General features: G+C 72.7%; 17 protein-coding genes and 1 pseudogene. 8 read left to right on the top strand and 10 right to left on the bottom strand.

The window, feature by feature from the left end:
- The first annotated feature begins 18 nt into the window (after positions 1–18).
- Entirely contained in the window at positions 19–1380 is a 1362-nt protein-coding gene (locus A6R01_RS05680) for a pitrilysin family protein (protein ID WP_292604391.1), read from the top strand.
- Between the two features lie 50 nt (positions 1381–1430).
- Here the strand turns inward: A6R01_RS05680 and A6R01_RS05675 are convergent, their stop codons facing one another.
- The 3 genes from A6R01_RS05675 to A6R01_RS05665 all read right to left on the bottom strand — a co-directional run bounded on the left by A6R01_RS05675 (position 1431) and on the right by A6R01_RS05665 (position 3275).
- Positions 1431–2054, bottom strand: a complete 624-nt coding sequence (locus A6R01_RS05675; RefSeq protein WP_292604389.1) for a hypothetical protein — start codon at positions 2052–2054, stop codon at positions 1431–1433.
- A complete protein-coding gene (locus A6R01_RS05670; protein WP_292604387.1) occupies positions 2051–2695 on the bottom strand; it encodes a transposase in 645 nt (214 codons plus the stop codon). Before A6R01_RS05670 ends, A6R01_RS05675 begins: the two co-directional genes overlap by 4 nt.
- A 64-nt stretch (positions 2696–2759) precedes the next feature.
- Positions 2760–3275 (bottom strand): trans-aconitate 2-methyltransferase, encoded by a 516-nt coding sequence (locus A6R01_RS05665; RefSeq protein WP_292604385.1) that lies wholly within the window; start codon positions 3273–3275, stop codon positions 2760–2762.
- 136 nt (positions 3276–3411) lie between these two features.
- Here A6R01_RS05665 and A6R01_RS05660 point away from each other — a divergent pair.
- Positions 3412–4039 (top strand): annotated as a pseudogene (locus A6R01_RS05660) (dihydrodipicolinate reductase C-terminal domain-containing protein).
- A 306-nt stretch (positions 4040–4345) separates the two neighbouring features.
- On the opposite strand, the gene A6R01_RS05655 reads toward A6R01_RS05660, so the two are convergent.
- From A6R01_RS05655 to A6R01_RS05640, 4 genes are read right to left on the bottom strand one after another with little or no spacing between them, the layout of a single operon-like run.
- On the bottom strand, positions 4346–4660 hold the full coding sequence (locus A6R01_RS05655; protein WP_292604383.1) for an AzlD domain-containing protein: 315 nt from the start codon (positions 4658–4660) through the stop codon (positions 4346–4348).
- A complete protein-coding gene (locus tag A6R01_RS05650) occupies positions 4657–5355 on the bottom strand; it encodes an AzlC family ABC transporter permease (protein ID WP_292604381.1) in 699 nt (232 codons plus the stop codon). Before A6R01_RS05650 ends, A6R01_RS05655 begins: the two co-directional genes overlap by 4 nt.
- Positions 5352–5906 (bottom strand): GNAT family N-acetyltransferase, encoded by a 555-nt coding sequence (locus A6R01_RS05645; protein WP_292604379.1) that lies wholly within the window; start codon positions 5904–5906, stop codon positions 5352–5354. The genes A6R01_RS05650 and A6R01_RS05645 overlap by 4 nt, the downstream gene beginning before the upstream one ends.
- On the bottom strand, positions 5903–6514 hold the full coding sequence (locus A6R01_RS05640; RefSeq protein ID WP_292604377.1) for a DUF3043 domain-containing protein: 612 nt from the start codon (positions 6512–6514) through the stop codon (positions 5903–5905). Before A6R01_RS05640 ends, A6R01_RS05645 begins: the two co-directional genes overlap by 4 nt.
- Before the next feature lie 180 nt (positions 6515–6694).
- On the opposite strand from A6R01_RS05640, the gene A6R01_RS05635 reads away from it, so the two are divergent.
- The 4 genes from A6R01_RS05635 to A6R01_RS05620 all read left to right on the top strand — a co-directional run bounded on the left by A6R01_RS05635 (position 6695) and on the right by A6R01_RS05620 (position 10379).
- Positions 6695–7489 carry a PspA/IM30 family protein gene (locus A6R01_RS05635; RefSeq protein WP_292604375.1) on the top strand — a complete coding sequence of 265 codons (795 nt, stop codon included), beginning with the start codon at positions 6695–6697 and terminating at the stop codon, positions 7487–7489.
- Positions 7490–7531: 42 nt separating this feature from the next.
- Positions 7532–8458, top strand: coding sequence for a zinc metalloprotease HtpX (htpX, locus tag A6R01_RS05630; RefSeq protein ID WP_292604373.1), 927 nt, complete (start codon positions 7532–7534; stop codon positions 8456–8458).
- A gap of 13 nt (positions 8459–8471) precedes the next feature.
- Positions 8472–9050, top strand: coding sequence for a hypothetical protein (locus tag A6R01_RS05625; protein ID WP_292604371.1), 579 nt, complete (start codon positions 8472–8474; stop codon positions 9048–9050).
- 126 nt (positions 9051–9176) lie between these two features.
- On the top strand, positions 9177–10379 hold the full coding sequence (locus A6R01_RS05620; protein WP_292604369.1) for a GAF domain-containing sensor histidine kinase: 1203 nt from the start codon (positions 9177–9179) through the stop codon (positions 10377–10379).
- A 40-nt stretch (positions 10380–10419) separates the two neighbouring features.
- Here the strand turns inward: A6R01_RS05620 and nadA are convergent, their stop codons facing one another.
- The 3 genes from nadA to A6R01_RS05605 form a co-directional block, all read right to left on the bottom strand.
- The gene (gene nadA, locus A6R01_RS05615) at positions 10420–11595 is read right to left on the bottom strand and encodes a quinolinate synthase NadA (RefSeq protein WP_292604367.1); all 1176 of its coding nucleotides are present in this window, start codon (positions 11593–11595) and stop codon (positions 10420–10422) included.
- Between the two features lie 112 nt (positions 11596–11707).
- Positions 11708–13600: a VWA domain-containing protein gene (locus A6R01_RS05610; protein WP_292604365.1), complete on the bottom strand. Its 1893-nt coding sequence runs from the start codon at positions 13598–13600 to the stop codon at positions 11708–11710.
- A gap of 42 nt (positions 13601–13642) precedes the next feature.
- The gene (locus tag A6R01_RS05605) at positions 13643–14533 is read right to left on the bottom strand and encodes a GNAT family N-acetyltransferase (protein WP_292604363.1); all 891 of its coding nucleotides are present in this window, start codon (positions 14531–14533) and stop codon (positions 13643–13645) included.
- Between the two features lie 35 nt (positions 14534–14568).
- On the opposite strand from A6R01_RS05605, the gene A6R01_RS05600 reads away from it, so the two are divergent.
- Together A6R01_RS05600 and erpA are read left to right on the top strand one after the other, a co-directional pair.
- Positions 14569–15657, top strand: a complete 1089-nt coding sequence (locus A6R01_RS05600) for a glycerate kinase (RefSeq protein WP_292604361.1) — start codon at positions 14569–14571, stop codon at positions 15655–15657.
- 93 nt (positions 15658–15750) lie between these two features.
- Positions 15751–16107: an iron-sulfur cluster insertion protein ErpA gene (erpA, locus tag A6R01_RS05595; RefSeq protein WP_292604359.1), complete on the top strand. Its 357-nt coding sequence runs from the start codon at positions 15751–15753 to the stop codon at positions 16105–16107.
- The last annotated feature ends 61 nt before the right edge of the window (positions 16108–16168 follow it).

The raw sequence follows: 16168 nt of genomic DNA, 5'->3' as shown, positions 1-16168 counted from the left end.
ACAGACCGGAGCGACCCGATGAGCACCAGCACGAGCACCCCCGCCGGCACCCCCGGCACCCCTGGCAGCCCCGAGAGCACAGCGCACCTGACCAGCACGCTGTCGGAGACGACCGACGACGACGGGCTGGTCACCTCCGTCGTACGCCGCACGCTGCTCCCCTCGGGGCTGCGCATCGTCACCGAGCAGATGGCCGGGGTGCGCTCGGCCAGCATCGGGGTCTGGGTCGGGGTCGGGTCCGCCGACGAGGACGAGACGCTGCACGGCTGCTCCCACTTCCTCGAGCACGTGCTGTTCAAGGGCACGGGGAGCCGCTCGGCGATGGACATCTCGGTGGCCCTGGACGCCGTCGGGGGCGAGTTCAACGCCTTCACCGCCAAGGAGTACACCTGCTTCCACGCACGGGTCCTCGACGTGGACCTCGACCTGGCGGTGGACGTGCTCGGCGACATGATCACCGACTCCCTGATCACCCCCGAGGACGTCGCCGCCGAGCGCGACGTCATCCTCGACGAGATCGCGATGCACGACGACGACCCCGACGACGTGGTGCACAACCTGTTCGCGGCCCAGGCCTTCGGGGAGCACACCGCGCTCGGACGTCCGATCGCCGGGACCGTCGAGTCCATCACCGCCATGACCCGTGACCAGGTGGCGCAGTTCCACCGCACGCACTACCGACCCGCGACGATCGTGGTGTCGGTGGCCGGCAACGTCGAGCACGACCACGTGGTCGCGCAGGTCGAGGCCGCCTTCGGTCGCAACGGGTTCCTGGACCGCACCGAGGCGCCGGTCTCGCGCCTGGGGGAGGGCGCGCCCGCGCCCGTCCACCCCGGCACCGCCTCGACGATCCGTCCCTTCGAGCAGGTCAACCTCGTGCTCGGGATGGAGGGCATCGCCCGCAACGACCCCCGCCGCTTCGCGCTGTCGATCCTCAGCACCGCCCTCGGGGGCGGGACCTCGTCGCGGCTGTTCCAGGAGGTCCGGGAACGTCGTGGCCTGGCCTACTCGGTCTACGCGTTCGCCTCCCACCACGCCGACTCCGGGCTGGTCGGCGTCTCCGTCGGGTGCCTGCCCGCCAAGCAGGACGAGGTGCTCTCGGTCGTCCGCGAGCAGCTGGGGCTGGTCGCCCGGGAGGGGATCAGCGCCGAAGAGCTCGAGCGCGGCAAGGGCCAGCTGCGGGGCGGGCTGGTGCTCGGCCTGGAGGACTCGGGGTCGCGCATGGCCAGGCTGGGGAAGTCCGAGCTCGTGCACGACCGGTTGCTCACCCTCGACGAGGTGCTGACCCACATCGACGAGGTGAGCATCGAGGACGTGCGCGCGGTGGCGGCGGAGATCTTCTCGCGACCCGAGGTGCTCGCGGTGGTCGGCCCGGCCTGACCGCCAGCCCGACGTACCGGCCCGCTCGCCGGCTGCGCGCGGCTGCGCCGTCAGGCAAGCACCACGCAGGCTGCGCAGGATGCGGCCCACAACACGCTGGTGAAGGTGCCGATGATGAAGCGCTCGGCCACCGCGCCGGTGCCGGCGTTGCGCAGCTCGGGGTAGCGCCCCAGCCCCTTGAGGGCCAGCACGACGGCCAGTCCCTCGGGCCAGCCCGCGACCAGCGCGGCCACGACGCCGGCACGCTCCAGGACACCGATCCACGCGCCGCCGCGCAGCAGCTGACCGGCCCGCTCGAGGGTGTCGGCGTCCTGGGCGGAGTCGGAGTCAGGGCCGGTCCCTGTGTCATGTTCGGCGTCTCCCTCGACGTCACCCTCGAGGTCACCCCGGGCATGACCCTCGGCATCGACCAGGGCGAACAACGAGGTGGTCACCGGTCCGCCCCCGAGGACCGCGAGGGCGCCGGCGAGCGCGACCAGCAGCGAGCGTGGCGCGTCCCCGGCCAGCGTCAGGTCGGCGGCCCCGGACCAGGCGAGGGCCGCAGCCAGCAGGCCCAGCGCGGCAGGTGCCCACACCCGACGGCCCCGCGGCGCCCAGGCCCAGGACGCGGCGACCAGCGCGGCCGTCAGCAGCACCAGCAGCATCGCCCCGCCGGCGTCGACCTCCCACGTCATCGGACGTCCTCCCTCGCGCGTGCGAGGGCCGTGCCGGCCAGGTGCGCCACCAGCTCGCGGGCCCGCTCGCCCTCGACCACGCCGGCTGCCCGTGCCCGCTGGGTGACCGCGCTCTGGGAGATCCCGAGATGACGCGCTGCCTGCTCGTGGGTGCGCCCGGCGTCGAGCAGGTCGACGACCTCCCAGCCACGGTCGGTACGCCGGTCCAGCAGCGCGGCCCACAGCCAGATCGCTGCCTCGAGGGCCCGCGCGCTCGCGACCTCCTCGGGCGTGGCGCCACCGACGACGCGCACCCGACCGGGAGCCTGACGTGCGGCGTCGACCCCCTCGCGGGCGTGGACGAACGCGGCACCTCGTGCCTCGCGCACGTCCCCGGGCAGGGGGAGCTCGACCGCACCGATGCCGATGCCGACCCGCCACCGCCCGTCCCGCAGCACGGCCTCCACCAGGCTCGGCAGGTGCTCGGCCTCGTGCACGAGCCCCTGGACCTCGTCGCCGGCGGTCCGGCGGAAGGCGAGCCGTGTCGGTCGCGGGTCGAGCGTGGCGAGGAGGTCCGCGACGGCGTCGGGGGCCGTGCGACTGCCGCGCTGGTCCACGGTCAGCACGATGCCGACCGGCGGATCCGTGCCCCGTGCAGCCACAGCGCCCTCCTCACGACCCTTCATCAGGCTGAAACCTAATATAGGGTCATCATCAGGTTGAGACCTAACGTCTACCGATGATCCCCACGCAGGCCGGCACCTTGCGCTGGACGACCGAGACCCGGAAGCCGGCGCTGGACAGGGCGGCGGAGGTCTTCTCGACGATCTCGGCCACCTGGTCGGGACGCGTGGCCTCGAAGAAGATGTAGACGGCCCCGCCGGGCAGCACGCGCTCGTGCAGCAGGGCGACCTCGTCACTGCAGTCGCGGACCCAGAAGAGGTTGACGTTGAAGGCGTAGACCTTGTGCAGGCGCTTGACGGGCACCCGCAGGGTCGCGAGGTCGATCTGGCGCACCGTCAGCCGGCCGGACTCGAGGTACTTCGCGCAGCGACGCTTGGTGCGGTCGACCCCGGACTCCGACCGGTCGATCGCGAAGAGCTTGCCGGTCTCCAGGCGACTGCAGATCAGCTCCGCGCCGTAGCCGGGGCCACACCCGATCTCCAGCACGTGGTCTCCCGGCTGGACGTCCATGAGGTCGACCGACCAACGGATCCGGGCGGGGATCGTCTGCAGCACCATGGGGCCAAGATTGCCAGAAGCGTCGGTGAACCGGTGGCGGGGTCGACCACGGGTGTCGCGACCGGGCGGTCTGCGTCACGTGCGAGGTGCCCCATGTGGAACGCTGGCCCGCGTGGAGAACGCAGTCAGCGCAACCGTGAGCAGGGTCGGTGTCCTGGGCGCCCGGGGCAAGGTCGGCAGCGAGGTGTGCCGTGCCGTGGAGTCGGCGGAGGACCTGGAGCTCGTGGCCTCGGTGGACGCAGGGGACGACATCGCCGCCCTGGTCGATGCGGGAGCCGAGGCCGTCGTGGACTTCACCCACCCCGACGTCGTCATGGATGTATGTCCGCACCGGCGACCTCGAGGAACGGCGGCTGGTGCTGAGCTGCGACCTCGCCGACTTGGGCCCGGCGCCGGTGGAGATCGTCGAGCTGCACCACCCCGACAAGGCGGACGCACCCTCGGGCACGGCCCGCCGTACCGCCGAGCTGGTGGCCGCCGCGCGGCGCGAGGCCGGCCTCGGCGCCGCGCCGGACGCGACGAGCACCGCGCTCGAGGGGGCCCGCGGCGCCGACGTCGACGGTGTCCGTGTCCACGGCCTGCGCATCCGCGGGATGGTCGCCCACCAGGAGGTCGTGCTCGGCGGGGTGGGGGAGACCCTCACGATCCGCCACGACTCGATGGACCGCGCGTCCTTCACCCCCGGCGTGCTGGCCTCGCTGCGTGCCATCGCCGACCGGCCCGGCCTCACCGTCGGACTGGAGAAGCTGCTCGACCTGGACTGAGCGGGTGGCTGCTGGTCGCTGCGCCGGTCGTCGCCCACCGGTGCTCGGCCCCAGCAACTCGCACTGCAGAACCTCGGACTGCAGGAACTCGCACTGCAGGAACCTGAGGCGACCCACGGGTTCCCAGGTGGTCTGGACCTCTGCCAGGCTGCTCGCGTCGACCCCGCCCATCTCGGGCCGGGACGCCCCCCGCGGGTCCGCACCGAACGGAAACGGTGCGGCCCCAGCGGTGCCGACGCCCTCCGTGGGGGAGGGGCCATCGGTGCTGTGCGGATCCCGCCCCGGAGTGATCCGGGGCGGGTTCCGTCACGACATCAGGCCCACGTGGCGCAGCACGGCTGCCGTGAGTGCCGATCCCACGACCACGACCAGGAACGGCGCCCGGAGCAGCAGCAGCACCAGCGCGGCGAGCAGTCCGGCCGCCCGGGCGTCGAGCACCACGCCCCGGTCGCCGGCGAGGACCTGCACGGCTATCAGTCCGGCCAGGAGGGCGATCGGGAGCCGGTCGGCGACGGCACGCACGAGGGGGCGGTCCAGCACCGAGGCAGGGACCGAGAGGCCGGCCAGCTTCAGCAGGTAGCAGGCCGCCGCTCCGCCCAGCACCGCCCACCACGCGCTCACGGTGCCTCCCGCCGGGCGTGCAGCACGCCGACCACGAGCGCGACACCACCGGCGACCAGCACCGGGAGGCCGGAGGGCACCAGGGGGCCCGCGAGCAGGGCGACGGCCGCGGCGGTGAGCGCCAGCCGGCGGCCGTCACGGTCCTGCAGCCGTGGCCACAGCAGGGCCAGGAACGCACCCCCGACCGCCGCGTCCAGACCGTAGGTCCGCGGATCGCCGAGCACCGCGCCGCCGATCGCGCCGAGCAGCGTGAAGAGGTTCCACAGGACGAAGACGCTCCAGCCGGTGGTGAGGAAGCCGGTGCGCGCCAGCGCGCGGCTGGGACGCGTGATCGACATGGCGGTCGACTCGTCGATGACCAGGTGGGCCGCACCGAAGCGGCGGGCGCCGCGCCAGCCCAGCAAGGGTGCGAGCCGCAGGCCGTACAGGGTGTTGCGGGTGCCGAGCAGGGCTGCGGTCAGGGCGCCGGTGACGGCCGAGCCGCCGGAGCCCAGCACCCCGACGAGGGCGAACTGCGAGGCACCGGTGAACATCAGCAGCGACAGCGCACAGGTCTGGACGACGTCGAGCCCGGAGGCCACCGACACCGCGCCGAAGGAGGCGCCGTACAGGCCGGTGGCGATCCCGACGCCGAGGCTGTCGCGGACGACGCGTCGCTGCGCCTCGGCGTGCGACTCGAGTGGCCGGTCGCTCACTGGCGCAGGTCGGTGTGCAGCCGCACCTGCTTGACGCGGACCGTCCCGGCGCCGTCGAGGTCGAGCTCGCGGTGCGCGCCGTCGGGTGCCCATCCCGCACCGTCGAGGAAGCCGCGCAGCGCATCGTCGGAGGCCACCAGCCAGGTGACGGCCCGCTCGAACCGGTCCGCGCGCAGCGTGTCGACCGCAGCCTGGAGCAGCCGGCTTCCGTGCCCCTGACGGCGCTCGTCAGGGTCGAGGACGATCTCGGAGAGCTCGCCGTCGGCGACCGAGTCGCAGTCGGGGTCGGTGGCCGGCCCGGTCAGCGCGAAGCCGACCACGCGGTTGCGCTCGAGGGCGACCAGCACCCGCTGCCGGGCGTCGGTCGGGCGGGCGAGCGACTGCTCCCAGGTGCGGGTCGCGGCGTCGAGCGCCTCCGGACCGGTGGGGAACGCCTCGGGCGGCAGCACGTCGGCGTACATCTGCGGCCAGGCGCGCAGCTGGAGCGCGGCGATCGCCGCGGCGTCCTCGGCCCAGGCGACGCGGACCGAGACGTCGGCCGAGGGGCTCACCGGTAGTGCTCGGGGAGCTGCTGGCCGATCTTGACCTGCGCCTTGGGCATCCGCATGAACTTCATCTGCATCGCCCGGCTGATGGCGTACCAGGTGGTGCCCTTGGTGCTCTCGCCCGGGAAGCGCTGGGCCAGCTGACGGCGGACCCGGAACCGGAGCTGGATCATGTCGACGATCACCAGGAGCACCGTGAGCATGAGGACGGTGCTGCCGATCCCGGCGAGGGTCTGGTTGCCGGAGTAGCTGAGGATCATCGTGACGATCAGCACCGGCACGATCACGTCGATGAAGGAGAACCGCGAGTCGACGTAGTCGCGGATGAACCGGCGCACCGGGCCCTTGTCGCGGGGCAGCAGGAAGCGCTCGTCACCGGCCTTCATGCCTTCGCGGACCTTGGCGGAGTTCTCGGCGCGCGCGACCCGCGCGGCGGCGGCCTGCTCCTTGCGGGTGCGCGGGACCTTGGCGCGGGCCTTCGCGGCGGCCTCGGCCTCCTTGCGCGACGGGGTCGGGCGCCCCTTGCCCGGCGTGGTGCGCGCCGACGCGCCGGTCGTCGCGGACGTGGTCTCGGGGGTCTCGGGGGCCGACTCGGACTTCGAACGACGGAACAACGTGGGCCTGTCTGCTGCGGGGACTGGTGCGGGCCGCGGGGTCCGTCGTGGACGCCGCGGACGAGTCCCCAGACTACCGGTGGCGACCGGACCCCTGCCCGCGCGTTGCCGCGGAGCCGTAGGGTGAGGGGCGACCCCGAGACACACCGACCACGACCTCGTGCGAGAAGGACCGTCACCATGAGCCTCTGGAAGCGCTTCACCCTGATCTTCAAGTCGAAGGCCAGCAAGGCGCTCGACCGTGCCGAGGACCCGCGCGAGACGCTGGACTACAGCTACCAGCGGCAGCTGGAGCTCCTGACGAAGGTGCGCCGTGGCGTCGCCGACGTCGCCACCAGCCGCAAGCGGGTCGAGCTGCAGATCAACCAGCTCGAGCAGCAGGCCGCCAAGCTGACCGACCAGGCCCAGAAGGCCATCGACATGGGCCGCGAGGACCTCGCCCGCGAGGCGCTGACCCGCAAGTCGGGTCTCACCGGCCAGATCAACGACCTCAAGGTGCAGCTCGCGCAGCTCCAGGGCGAGGAGGAGAAGCTCACGCTGGCCCAGCAGCGACTGCAGGCCAAGGTCGAGAGCTTCCGCACCCGCAAGGAGACCATCAAGGCGACCTACACCGCGGCCGAGGCCCAGACGCGCATCAACGAGGCGGTCTCCGGCATCGGTGACGAGTTCGGTGACGTGGGCGCCGCGATCGCCCGCGCCGAGGACAAGACCGCCCAGATGCAGGCCCGTGCCGGCGCCATCGACGAGCTGATCGCCTCCGGTGCCCTCGATGACGCCTCCTCGCTCAACGCCGGCGACGACATCGCCCGTGAGCTGGAGTCGATGAGCAGCCAGGCCGACGTCGAGGCCGAGTTGGCCGCGATGAAGGGCGGCAAGCCCGCGCCCGACGCGATCACCTCGGGCGAGTCGGCGGGCTCGGGTCCGATCCTCGAAGCCGCCGAGGAGAAGGTCGAGCAGCCCGAGGACCGCGCCTGAGCCGCTCAGGTTGCTCTTGGGACGGCCAGGGAGACTGGGGGCATGGCGCGTACTCGTTTCGTCGGTGACGCCGGGCTGACCGCCCGGATGACGACGGTCATGTTCCTGCTCGGCGGGCTCTTCGTCCTGCTCGTCGTCGGCCTGATGGCCGTGGCGGCCGGGTCCGGGTACGGAACCCTGGTCCCCTTCATCGGCCTCGTCGGCATCGGCATCGCGCTCTACCAGTGGTGGAGCAGCGACACCGTGGCCATGAAGGCGATGCGGGCCCGTGAGGTCACCCCGCAGCAGGCGCCCGAGCTGCACGCGATGATCGACCGGCTCTGCGTGCTCGCCGACATGCCCAAACCGCGCGTCGGCGTGGCCGACACCAGCATGCCCAACGCCTTCGCCACCGGTCGCTCGCCGGACCGCTCGGTGGTCGTCGTGACGACCGGCATCCTTCAGCTGCTGACCGTCGAGGAGCTCGAGGGTGTGCTCGCCCACGAGCTGGCGCACGTCGCGCACCGCGACGTCCTGGTGATGACCGTGGCGTCCTCGGCGGGCATCGTGGCCGGGATGGTCACCCAGGGGGCGCAGTACGGCGCGATGTTCGGCGGTAACCGCCGCGACGGGAACTCCGCGCTGCCGGTGTGGCTGCTGATGCTGCTCGTCAGCATGGTCGTGTACGCCGTCAGCTTCCTGCTCCTCAAGCTTCTCTCGCGCTACCGCGAGCTCTCGGCCGACCGGGCCGGCGCCTACCTGACGATGAAGCCGGCGGCCCTGGCCTCGGCGCTGCAGAAGATCAGCGGGGGGATGAACGCCATCCCCGACCGCGACCTGCGTGCCAGCCAGGCCATGAACGCGTTCTTCATCGCCCCGGCCATCAAGGGCGTCTCGCTGCGGACCCTCACCTCCACCCACCCCACTCTCGAGCAGCGGCTCGAGCAGCTGGCCCGGATCCAGGCCGAGCTCGGCAGGCCGACCCCGTGAGCGGTCGACGCTGATGGGACTGCTCGACTCGATCCTGGGCCGCAGCCGCCCCAAGCAGGCCAACCTCGACGCGCTGTTCGCGGTGCCCTCGGCCGCGATCACCCTGCGGGCTGCCGTCGGCCTCGCGCCCACCGGCCTCGGGGCGGTCTGCTACCGCCCCGCGGGCGGTGCCGCCTTCGCGCAGGCCGAGCAGGAGATCGTCGAGCTCCTGCGGGGTGCGGCCGACGCGCCCGACGTACGCCTCGAGCACGACGAGTTCGGCTTCACCTGGCTGGTGGTCGACGACGACCCCGACGACGTGGAGGGCCTGGTCACCGACCTGCACGCGGTCAACACCACCCTGGAGTCCCACGGCTTCGGACCGGGGCTGCTGTGCTCGCTGGTCCCGTTCGCGGACGCGACCGGCCGACGGGCCGGGCTGGTCTACCTCTACAAGCAGGGCACCTTCTACCCCTTCGCGCCACAGGCCGGCGCGGCACGGACGCGCGACAACCTGCTGGAGATCCAGCTGAGGGACCTGCTGGCCGGCGAGCTGCCCGTCGAGCGGGAGATGTCGCGGTGGCTGGCGATCTGGGGCGCGCCGGGCCTGTGAGGCGTCCTGCAGTGTGATTTCTCCGTCGCCGCGGTACTTTCGCCGGCGTTCGGCTCCCTGACCAGGGGAGGGGTCCCTACCCTGTGCCGGACGGATCGTGGGACATGGGGGCAGGACAGGACGGTCATGAGGTTGCTGAGCGACACCGAGCGCGTGCTGGAGATCGACCGCTACCAGGTGCTCCTCGAGCCGCCGCGCGCCGACCTGATGGCGTTGGTGGACGTGGCTGCCCAGGTGGCGCAGGTCCCGCTGGCCACCATCAACCTGATCACCGACACCGAGCAGCACCAGATCGCGACGGCGGGTTTCGACGCCTCGATCTGCGCGCGCGAGGACTCCATGTGCAACCTGGTGCTGCACGAGAAGGAGCCGGTCATCGTGCCGGACGCCTCCCAGGACCCGCGGTTCAGGGACAACCCGTTCGTGACCGGTGAGATCGGCGACGTCCGGTTCTACGCCACCCACCAGCTGCGCACTCCGGCCGGCGTGGTGATCGGCACGCTGTGCGTCTTCGACACCGAGCCCCGCGAGCTCGGCGACGACCAGGAGGAGGCGCTGGTCAAGCTCGCCGACCGGGTCGTCGACCTGCTCGAGCTCGAGCTGCGCACCCGGGAGCTGACCAGCGCGGTGAAGGCGCTGGAGGCCACCCAGGCCGAGCTCGAGCGCTCCAACCAGGTGCTCACGGCCTTCGCCGGCCAGGTCGCCCACGACCTGCGCAACCCGTTGTCGGCGGTCCGGATGTCGCTGGAGCTGCTCGAGGAGCAGATGGAGGCCCCGGAGCCGGACGCCGACACGCTGGCCTACGTCGCGACCCGCGCCAACAGGGGTGCCGAGCGGATGCAGAGCCTCATCGACGACCTGCTCGCCTACGCGCGCATCGGCGGGCAGATGCGGCGCAGCCAGGTCGACCTGACGGCCGTGATGGCCGAGGTCCGGGCCGACCTGGCCGTCCCGCTGCTGGGTGCCGACCTCACCGTGGGCGACCTGCCGACGGTCGAGGGCGACCCGGTCCAGCTGCGCGCGGTCCTGCAGAACCTCGTGGCCAACAGTGCGAAGTTCGCCGCGCCGGGGGAGAAGGCCCGCATCGAGGTCAGCGGTCGCGCGGACGGCGACCTGTGGCGGATCGAGGTCGTCGACCACGGGCTCGGGGTGCCCGAGGCCGACCGCGAGCGCGTCTTCGCCCCGCTGGCGCGCGCGCACGAGGACGTTGAGGGCCATGGCATCGGCCTGGCGACCGTGCGCCGCATCGTCGACGCCCACCGTGGCCGCATCGGGATCACCGAGACGCCCGGCGGCGGTGCCACGGTCTGGATCGAGCTGCCCCGCTGACGAGGCGGCCGGCGGACGACGCGCCGCCGGCCGGCTCCGGTCAGTCCTTGGCGGTCTTCCCCGGCAGGGACAGCATCCGCTCGAGCGCGACCAGGGCCTGGGCCTCGGTCTCGGGGTCGACCTCGATCCGGTTGACCACGACCCCCTCGACCAGGGACTCCAGGGCCCAGACCAGGTGGGGCAGGTCGATGCGGTTCATCGTCGAGCAGTAGCAGACGTTGCGGTCGAGGAAGGCGATCTTCTTGTCCGGGTGGGAGTCGGCCAACCGCTTGACGAGGTTGAGCTCGGTGCCGATGGCCCACGAGGAGCCGGCAGGAGCAGCCTCGATCGTCTGGATGATGAACTCGGTGGAGCCGATCAGGTCGGCCTTCAGCACGACCTCGTGCTTGCACTCCGGGTGCACCAGGATGTTGATGTCGGGGTTCGCGGCACGCAGCTCGTCGACGACGTCCTCGGAGAACCGGCCGTGGACCGAGCAGTGGCCCTTCCACAGGATCATTCGGGCGTCGCGCAGCTGCTGCTCGGTCAGACCGCCGTTCGGGCGGTGCGGGTCCCAGACGACGCAGTCGTCGAGGGACAGGCCCAGCTGCAGCACGGCGGTGTTGCGGCCCAGGTGCTGGTCGGGCAGGAACAGGACCTTGGTGTCCGGGCCCTGCTGCTCATACGCCCACTCCAGGGCGGTCTGGGCGTTGCTGGAGGTGCACACCACGCCGCCGTTGCGCCCGCAGAACGCCTTGATGTCGGCGCTGGAGTTCATGTACGTCACGGGCACGACCTGCTGCTGCACGCCGGCGGCGGCCATCGCGTCCCACGCGGCCTCGACCTGGGTCAGCCGGGCCATGTCGGCCATCGAGCACCCGGCGGCCAGGTCCGGCAGCACGACCTGCTGCTCGGGCTTGGTCAGGATGTCGGCGGACTCGGCCATGAAGTGCACGCCGCAGAAGACGATGAACTCGGCCTCGGGACGCGCGGCGGCGTCGCGGGCCAACTTGAAGGAGTCGCCGGTGACGTCGGCGAACTGGATGACCTCGTCGCGCTGGTAGTGGTGGCCCAGCACGAAGACACGGTCCCCCAGCGCCTCCTTGGCCTTGCGTGCGCGCTCGACGAGGTCGGGGTCGGAGGCGGCGGGCAGGTCACCCGGGCACTCGACGCCCCGCTCAGCGGAGAGGTCGCGCCCGCGTCCGAGCGGCAGCAGCGGCAGGTCCACGGTGGTCATGGCTCCAGCGTAGGCCGCCCGCGGCGGCAGTCGAGCACCGGCGGGTGAAGGCGCCCGACCGGTGCGGTCGGCGGCGGGGCGTCCGGGCGCCCGAGCCGGCGGCGGTCCCGCGTCAGGACGCGCGTCGACGGCGTACGACGAGGGCGAGGGCGGTTACCAGCACCAGGGCGCCGACGACGGCTGCCACGGGGACAAGCCAGCCCGGATCACCCGACGTCCCGTCGTCCGCGGCCTCGGCCTCCCCGGCCGGGGCCGGCGTCGTGCCTCCGGCGGCCTCGTCGGCCTCGTCGGACGGGCTGACCTCGGTGGCGGTGAGGGACTCGCCGCTGGTGACGAGCTCCCCTGGGCTCGCGTAGACCGGCTGGCCGGACTCCTCGCCCTGCACCTCGACGGTGATCGTGTAAGGCAGCTCCGCCGACGATGCGGCGTCCACGTCCGCGCCGTAGAGGACGTAGTAGTCGCCGGCGAGGAAGTGCGCGTCGTCCCGCTCCCGGTTGCTCCAGGCAACGGGGGAGATGCCGGTCATCTGGACCGTCGTGCTCGTGTCGATGCGGTTCGTGCTCGCGTCGGCGTCGAGGTCGTCGCCGAGCGAGGCGCGCAGCGGGCTCATCAGCTGGAGGTCGAAGAACGAGCCGGAGCTGGAGATCGTCTCGTCCTGGGCAGGCGTCAGGCCCGGGCGGTCGACCCGGACCGCCAGGCTCTGCCCCCAACCCACCTGCACGCGGAACGCGTTGACCTCCCCCGGCACGACGGTGGCGGCGTACGTGGTGCCGGGCTCGAGCGGCGGCGCGTCCTCGAAGGAGGTGCCGGCGACGATGGGGCGGGCGCGCTCCCCGGCCCGCTCCGGCTCCTCGAGGACGGAGGTGTCGACGTCGGTGGGCAGGGAGTCGAGGTTCTCGACCGGCGGCTCCTCGACGAGCGAGAGGCCGAAGGGCAGCGGGCTCGTGTCGTCCCCGAGCCGCCTGACCCGGACGTGCACGGGGTCCCCGCACGAGTACATGCCCTCGGCGGGAGCCAGGTCGCTCTTGCCGGTGAACAGCGGCACGATCGTCGAGAAGGTGCTGGTGCCGCAGCCGCCGCCGTCCGGCTCGACCACGTCGACCTGGAGGTCGCTGAGCCCGCCGGGCTGGAGCTCGTAGGAGCTGGCGACCACCGTGGAGCCCGGCACCGTGCGCTCGTAGACGTACCAACGCTCCTGCTCACGGCCGACGAGACGGTCCGCGTAGCGCCCGGCGGCCAGGGGCAGGGCCTCGTCCTGGCTTGCGCCGCCGACGACTGGCTCGCCATCGATCTCGAAGGGACGCAGGGCACGCTCGCTGGCGGTCGAGAGACTGCTCACGATCTCCTCGGCGGACGAGGCGTCGTAGTAGCGACCCTCGGCGACGGCCGCGATGCACCGAAGCTGGGCCCGGGCCGCTCCATCCACTCCCAGCCCGACCACGTCCACGCGCAGGGCCACCCCCTGGGCGGAGAGCTCCTTCGCCACCTCGCAGGGGTCCGGGTCGCAGGTGGCGACGCCGTCGGAGACGAGGACGATGCTGCGAGCCGTGTCGGGGTCGAGGTCCTGCGCGGCCTGGCGCAGCGCGAATCCGATCGGCGTCTCGCCGAAGGGTCGGTAGCGCTCGACCTCGCGCAGCAGCGCGTCCCGGTTGTCGGTGCCGGGCGCGACGACCTGCTGGCTGTCGGTGCAGGCGCCCGGCTGGTCGCGGTCGAAGACCTCGGCGCCGAAGACGCGCATCCCGACCACCGCGTCGTCGGGGAGGGCCGCCACGACGTCGCGGAGCGCCTGCTTCGCCGCTTGGATCTTGGTGGCGCCGCCGCCCGCGGGCTCGGCCATCGAGCCGCTGGAGTCCAGCACCAGCATCGTCGAGGTCTCCGGGGCCGTGGTCGTGGGTTGGTCCTGCACGGCGAAGGCCTGCACCAGGAAGGCTGGCACGGAGGTCAGTGCCAGGAGGACTGAGGTGAGCAGGCAGGCCGGCCGGAGGCGGGAGAGGAGCGGGAGCACGCGCCGTTCCTACCCCGTGAGACCCGGAGTCATGCTCTCGACCTACAGCAGCGCGCCGTGGTGGAGGTACGGCGCGGGCGGCTTCATCCCGCGCACCCCGAGGTAGCCCTCGGTGCGGACGGTCAGTCCCGCGTCGAGCCCGACCCGCAGCGCCCACTGGTTGGCACCCGTCACGTGCGGGACCTCGACCTCCCCGTCGGAACGGGAGATCGCCGCCCACAGCAGCCGGCTCGCCGTGCGACGGTCGGTCGCGGCCAGGGCAAGGACGCTGCCGGTGTCGCCGACGTAGACGTAGCCGCTGCTCGCGCGGTCGGTGACCACCATCGCTCGGCCGGTCTGCGCCAGGAGCAGGTGGTCGTGGCCGCGTCCAGCGCCGCGGACGCGGCGGTCCAGCGAGTCGAGCTCGTCGAGGTCACCGGGGGTCGCCTCGCGGACGCCGCGGAGCGAGGGCGCTGCGCTCCGGTCGACCTGACCGGTCATCACCATCTGCGGGTGCAGGTCGAAGCCGGCCGCCAGGTAGCGCCGCACCGCCCGCGGGTCGGAGGAGCTGGAGAGCATGCCGCGCAGGCAGCCGACCGAGTGCTGCAGCGCGGCCTCGAGCAGCGGCCGCCCGATGCCGCCCTGGGCGTCGGGCAGCACCGCGAAGGTCGCCAGCGCCCACAGCGTCTCGCGGCGCAGCGAGGTGGCCATCCCGACGGTGCGGCCGTCGAGGTCCGCGACCCAGCAGCCGGGCCCGTCGGTCGCCAGCAGGCTGGACGTCCGGTCGATCCACCGCTGCGAGCGCGCGGCAGGACGACGCTCCGGCTCGGGGTCGGTGGCCCGCCGGGTGGCCCGGTCGACCTGCAGGAACGCCTCGGCGCTGATCTGCTCGGCCACCTCGACGTCCTCGAGCCGCATCGGCCGCACCACCAGGCCCTCTCGCGACTCCGCCACGAGGCCCGAACCTACCCGTGCGTGAGGATGGGGGCATGCGAGTCCTCGTGGCACCCGACAAGTTCGCGGGCACCCTCACGGCCGTCGAGGCCGCGGAGGCCATCGCCGAGGGCTGGCGACGGCGCTCCCCGGGCGACGAGCTCGACCTCGCCCCGATGTCCGACGGCGGCCCGGGCTTCGTCGACGTCCTGCACGCCGCGACCGGCGGGGACCTCGTCGTCGTCACGGTGACCGGCCCGCTGGGCGAGGCGACGCCGGCGACGCTCCTGCTGGACGGCCCGACGGCGTACGTCGAGAGCGCGCAGGCCTGCGGGCTGCAGCTCACGGGCGGGGAGGGGGTCGAGGTCGCGAGCACCGTCGGCGTGGGTCAGCTGGTGGCCGCCGCGGTCGACGCCGGGGCGACGACCGTCGTGGTCGGCCTGGGCGGCAGCGGCACCAACGACGGCGGCGCCGGCCTGCTGCACGCCCTCGGGGCCACCGCCGACGGCCGGCTCGACGCCGGACCGCTGCGCCTGTCCGACGTCACCTCGGTGGAGCTGGGGCCCGCCAGGGAGCGTCTGGCCGGGGTCACCCTGATCGCGGCCAGCGACGTCGACAGCCCCCTGACCGGCCTGTTCGGCGCCACCAAGACCTTCGGCCCGCAGAAGGGGCTGGACGAGGGCCGCATCGCGCTCGTCGACGGCCTGCTGGAGCAGCTCGCCGTCGCCACCGACCGCCGGCTCTCGCTGGAGAAGGGCGCCGGCGCCGCCGGTGGACTGGGGTTCGCGCTGATGCTGCTCGGGGCGACCCGGGAGCCCGGGATCGACCTGGTGGCCGCCGCTGTGGACCTCGAGGCCCGCGCCCGAGCGGCCGACGTCGTGGTCACGGGCGAGGGGGCCTTCGACTTCTCCAGCCGCTCCGGCAAGGTGCCGTACGGCGTTGCCGAGATCTCCGCACGGGCGCTGCGGCCCTGCCTGGCGCTGGCCGGCCAGGTGCTGGTGGGCTCACGGGAGATGCGCGCACTGGGTGTCGAGGCGGCGTACTCGCTCGTCGAGCTGGTGGGGGAGGAGCGTGCCCTCGGCCAGCCCGCGCAGGCGCTGAGCGAGCTCTCGGAGCGGGTGGCCCGGACGTGGTCGAGGGAATAGCCGAGCCTCGCCTACCATTGACCCTGGTGGACACCGGTCCGGGACCGGACCACCCACCCAGACCCCCGCACCTCTAGTTGGGAGCACCACGACATGACCGAGCAGGTCGAGACCGAGCGTCGTACCGACAGCATCAACCTGAGCTCCGTCGCGGCGGCGAAGGTGAAGAGCCTGCTGGAGCAGGAGGGTCGTGACGACCTCCAGCTGCGGATCTCCGTGCAGCCCGGTGGCTGCTCGGGCCTGCGCTACCAGCTGTTCTTCGACGAGCGCACCCTCGACGGTGACGTCGTCACCGACTTCGACGGTGTGTCCGTCGTCGTCGACCGGATGAGCGTCCCCTACCTCAACGGCGCGATGATCGACTTCGTCGACAGCATCGAGAAGCAGGGCTTCACCATCGACAACCCGAACGCCACGGGCTCGTGCGCGTGCGGCGACAGCTTCCACTGAGCTGAGGCCGCCGAGCCGACGTACGACGAAGCCCCCGACCGGATCGGTCGGGGGCTTCGTC

It is taken from the genome of Nocardioides sp. REDSEA-S30_B4 (assembly GCF_001627265.1).
Taxonomy (GTDB): Bacteria; Actinomycetota; Actinomycetes; order Propionibacteriales; family Nocardioidaceae; genus Nocardioides.
This window is presented reverse-complemented; position numbering and strand designations above follow the sequence as displayed.